4 protein-coding genes and 1 pseudogene are annotated in these 3,751 nt (G+C 46.0%); 3 read left to right on the forward strand and 2 right to left on the reverse strand.

Annotation, left to right across the window (positions count from 1 at the left end):
- Positions 1 to 99: pseudogene (locus CAG69_RS05615) on the forward strand (phosphohistidine phosphatase SixA); the annotation flags it as partial.
- A 97-nt stretch (positions 100 to 196) separates the two neighbouring features.
- Here CAG69_RS05615 and smrB read toward each other — a convergent pair.
- Complete coding sequence (smrB, locus tag CAG69_RS05620; RefSeq protein WP_161443094.1) at positions 197 to 727, reverse strand: endonuclease SmrB; 531 nt, start codon at positions 725 to 727, stop codon at positions 197 to 199.
- 63 nt (positions 728 to 790) lie between these two features.
- Here smrB and prmB point away from each other — a divergent pair, with 63 nt between their 5' ends.
- Positions 791 to 1,723 (forward strand): 50S ribosomal protein L3 N(5)-glutamine methyltransferase, encoded by a 933-nt coding sequence (gene prmB, locus CAG69_RS05625; RefSeq protein WP_005397909.1) that lies wholly within the window; start codon positions 791 to 793, stop codon positions 1,721 to 1,723.
- A 179-nt stretch (positions 1,724 to 1,902) separates the two neighbouring features.
- Complete coding sequence (aroC, locus tag CAG69_RS05630) at positions 1,903 to 2,988, forward strand: chorismate synthase (protein WP_017820803.1); 1,086 nt, start codon at positions 1,903 to 1,905, stop codon at positions 2,986 to 2,988.
- An 86-nt stretch (positions 2,989 to 3,074) separates the two neighbouring features.
- On the opposite strand, the gene CAG69_RS05635 is transcribed toward aroC, so the two are convergent.
- Complete coding sequence (locus tag CAG69_RS05635; protein ID WP_005397913.1) at positions 3,075 to 3,698, reverse strand: trimeric intracellular cation channel family protein; 624 nt, start codon at positions 3,696 to 3,698, stop codon at positions 3,075 to 3,077.
- Positions 3,699 to 3,751 lie beyond the last annotated feature (53 nt).

Below are 3,751 nucleotides of genomic sequence, written 5' to 3' on the forward strand. Positions count from 1 at the left end.
GACATGGCACCACCGATGTTTCCTACATCAGGTCTAGTATGTATTGAATACGATCTACAAACGCAAAACGGTGAAGTACTGTGGCATATTACGCCATAAGCGTCGAAACCAAATAAGCATTTAAACATTAGATATAGAATGAAGAAAGGCAGGAAATTTCCTGCCTTTTTGTTTAACTGCTTCTACAGTGAGCTAGTTACTTTTCTGGAATCGAGAGCAAAACTAACAACGCACCATCGCCGCCAAACTCTAGAGGCGCTTGGTGGAATGCCATTACGTCTGGATGTTGAGCTAACCAAAGTGGCGCTTTCTGTTTCAGGATGTGTTTACCAATACCATGTTGCACACACGCACAGTGAATCTCGTTTTTGACGCAGTAGGCGATCATCGCACCAAGTTCGCGTTTAGCTTCTTGTTGTGTCATGCCGTGCATATCGAGGAATACGTCCGGTACATACACGCCGCGACGTAGACGTTTAACTTCATAAGTTGAGACGTCGTCACGTGCATAACGAGTTGGGCCTTCTTCATTTAAGAGAGGGACAAACTCGTCGGAGAAGTAAAACTCAGAATCACTCGCTTCCCGGTTGGAGCGATTGATTTCTTTTTGCTTAGTATTTTTTTTTGGTTGCTGGATTATGGTATCCTGTCGCAACTTTTTTACGCCCTGTACTGCTTCCTGAAACAAGGCGAAATCGTCATCGTGTTCGGTGTCTTTTTTGCTCATTAGGTAAACAATTTCATTAATAAACTTTTATTGGCAGTATTGTAGCGCTTTTCGGAGGCAATTTTGGATAAGATTTTTGTAGAAGAAGCGGTATCGGAGCTGCATACCCTTCAAGATATGATTCGTTGGACGGTAAGCCGCTTTAACGCAGCGAACCTGTTTTACGGTCATGGTACTGATAATGCGTGGGATGAAGCGGTTCAGCTTATCCTGCCAACCTTATACTTGCCGATTGATGTGCCTCCGCACGTATTAAACTCTCGCCTAACGACCAGCGAGCGTCTGCGTATTGTTGAGCGTGTAGTAAAACGTATCAATGAACGTACACCAACTGCATACCTAACCAACAAAGCTTGGTTCTGCGGTCTTGAATTCTTCGTTGATGAGCGCGTACTTGTGCCACGTTCTCCAATCGGTGAGTTGATTCAAGCAGAATTCCAACCTTGGTTGGTGGAAGAGCCTGCGCGCATCATGGACCTATGCACAGGCAGCGGCTGTATCGCAATTGCATGTGCTCACGCGTTCCCTGAAGCTGAAGTGGATGCGATTGATATCTCAACGGACGCTCTACAAGTGGCTGAGCAAAACGTACAAGATCATGGCATGGAGCAACAAGTGTTCCCAATTCGCTCTGACTTGTTCCGCGACCTACCAAAAGAGAAGTACAACCTGATCGTGTCTAACCCACCATATGTGGATGAAGAAGACATGAACAGCCTGCCAGACGAGTTCACACACGAACCTGAGCTTGGTTTAGCAGCCGGTACGGATGGCCTAAAACTTGTGCGTCGTATTCTTGCAAATGCACCAGACTACCTAACAGATAACGGCATTCTTATCTGTGAAGTCGGCAACTCAATGATTCATATGATGGAACAGTATCCACAGATTCCGTTCACTTGGATTGAGTTCGAGAACGGCGGTCACGGCGTATTCATGCTAACGCGTGACCAACTGGTTGAGTGTGCAGAAGAGTTTAAACTGTACAAAGACTAATAGGGTCTTGCACTAAATGTCAAAACACCGAGCTTTATGCTCGGTGTTTTTTTATGCATAACTCGCCGATATTAACTCTTTACATCAAAACGTAATAAAGCCACTATGAATCCACGAAGAATTGGAAAGCAGTTGCGCTCTGGTTTGAGAGGGCGTAGCGATAAAAACTTGAGGAAGTAATGGCAGGAAACAGTATCGGACAACATTTCCGAGTGACGACATTCGGGGAAAGTCACGGTATCGCACTGGGATGTATCGTAGACGGATGTCCTCCGGGGTTAGAAATTACAGAAGCAGATCTGCAAATCGATCTCGACCGCCGTCGTCCAGGCACATCACGTTACACCACACAACGTCGTGAACCGGATGAAGTTAAAATTCTTTCTGGTGTTTTTGAAGGCAAAACCACAGGCACATCGATCGGTTTGCTAATTGAAAACACCGATCAGCGCTCAAAAGATTACTCGGACATCAAAGATAAATTCCGTCCGGGTCATGCTGATTATACTTACCACCAAAAGTATGGCATCCGTGACTATCGGGGTGGTGGCCGTTCGTCTGCTCGTGAAACCGCAATGCGAGTGGCGGCGGGTGCAATCGCGAAGAAATACTTGAAAGATGAGTTTGGTGTTGAGATTCGCGCGTACTTGTCACAAATGGGTGATGTCTCTATCGACAAGGTAGATTGGAACGAAATCGAGAATAATGCATTCTTCTGCCCTGATGCTGATAAAGTAGAAGCGTTTGACCAACTTATCCGTGACCTGAAAAAAGAAGGCGACTCAATTGGCGCGAAAATTCAGGTTGTGGCAACTAACGTGCCTGTTGGTCTTGGTGAACCTGTATTTGACCGTCTGGATGCAGACATCGCGCACGCGCTAATGAGCATTAATGCGGTGAAAGGCGTTGAGATCGGTGATGGCTTTGATGTGGTAAACCAAAAAGGCAGTCAACATCGTGATACGCTTGCTCCTGAAGGTTTTGGCAGCAATCACGCGGGCGGTATTCTTGGCGGTATCTCAACTGGTCAAGACATTGTGGCTAACATTGCGCTTAAGCCAACATCAAGCATCACAGTTCCGGGTGAGACCATCACAAAAGAAGGTGAGCCAACTCAATTGATCACCAAAGGCCGTCATGATCCTTGTGTGGGTATTCGTGCCGTACCCATTGCTGAAGCGATGCTAGCGATTGTGGTGATGGATCATTTGCTGCGTCATCGTGGTCAAAACCATGGCGTAACAACTGAAACACCGAAGATTTAAGCTTAAAAATAAGCTTGATAAAGAGACAAAAGGCTGCTCAATGAGCAGCCTTTTTAATGTGTTTTCATTACGCGTTTAGATTTAAATTAATGGAGTGAGCCTTCCGTTTCCAAATTGAAAGAAGGGAGACGCCACTTAAAACGTACCGCGGCCATACGCAGCATATAACCGGTGATCAGTGTAATGATAGTGGCTGTTACATCGGGAATATTAAATTCTAATAGCGCTAAGTACATTCCTGATGCGATAAGAGCGACAGAAGCGTAAAGTTCTTCATGCAGTACCAACGGTGTTTGGCGACAGATTAAGTCGCGGAGTAGACCACCGAATACACCCGTTACTAGCGCTGAAACCATACAAATTCCAGGGTGTAAGCCCATGCCCATCGCAATCTTAGTTCCGATGATGCTGAACACGATCAAACCTAACGCATCAAGGCGGATGAATAGGCCTTTTAGCTTAATCACCCATTTAGCTAAGCCTGTGGTAAGTACACCCGCAACACACGTGATTGCTAGGAACTCTGGGTTTTTTACCCAACCAAGAGGGTAGTGCCCCAGTAAAATGTCACGTACGGTGCCACCACCAATGGCCGTTGCACTGGCCACCAACATAACACCAAACCAGTCCATTTTTCTTCTACCAGCACTCAACGCACCTGTCATGGCTTCAGCCGTGATACCAATGATATACAACACACTTAGCAACATAGGGAGACACTCAACGTAAAAAGTCACTACGTTCTACGTGAATCATCGTAGGC

The organism is Vibrio sp. V43_P6S15P86 (genome assembly GCF_009904725.1).
Lineage (GTDB): Bacteria > Pseudomonadota > Gammaproteobacteria > Enterobacterales > Vibrionaceae > Vibrio > Vibrio diabolicus.

Bases quoted from the DNA above. Each gene is read 5' to 3' on its own strand.
- CAG69_RS05635 (WP_005397913.1), bottom strand. From the start codon at position 3,698: ATGTTGCTAAGTGTGTTGTATATCATTGGTATCACGGCTGAAGCCATG.
- aroC (WP_017820803.1), top strand. From the start codon at position 1,903: ATGGCAGGAAACAGTATCGGACAACATTTCCGAGTGACGACATTCGGG.
- smrB (WP_161443094.1), bottom strand. From the start codon at position 727: ATGAGCAAAAAAGACACCGAACACGATGACGATTTCGCCTTGTTTCAG.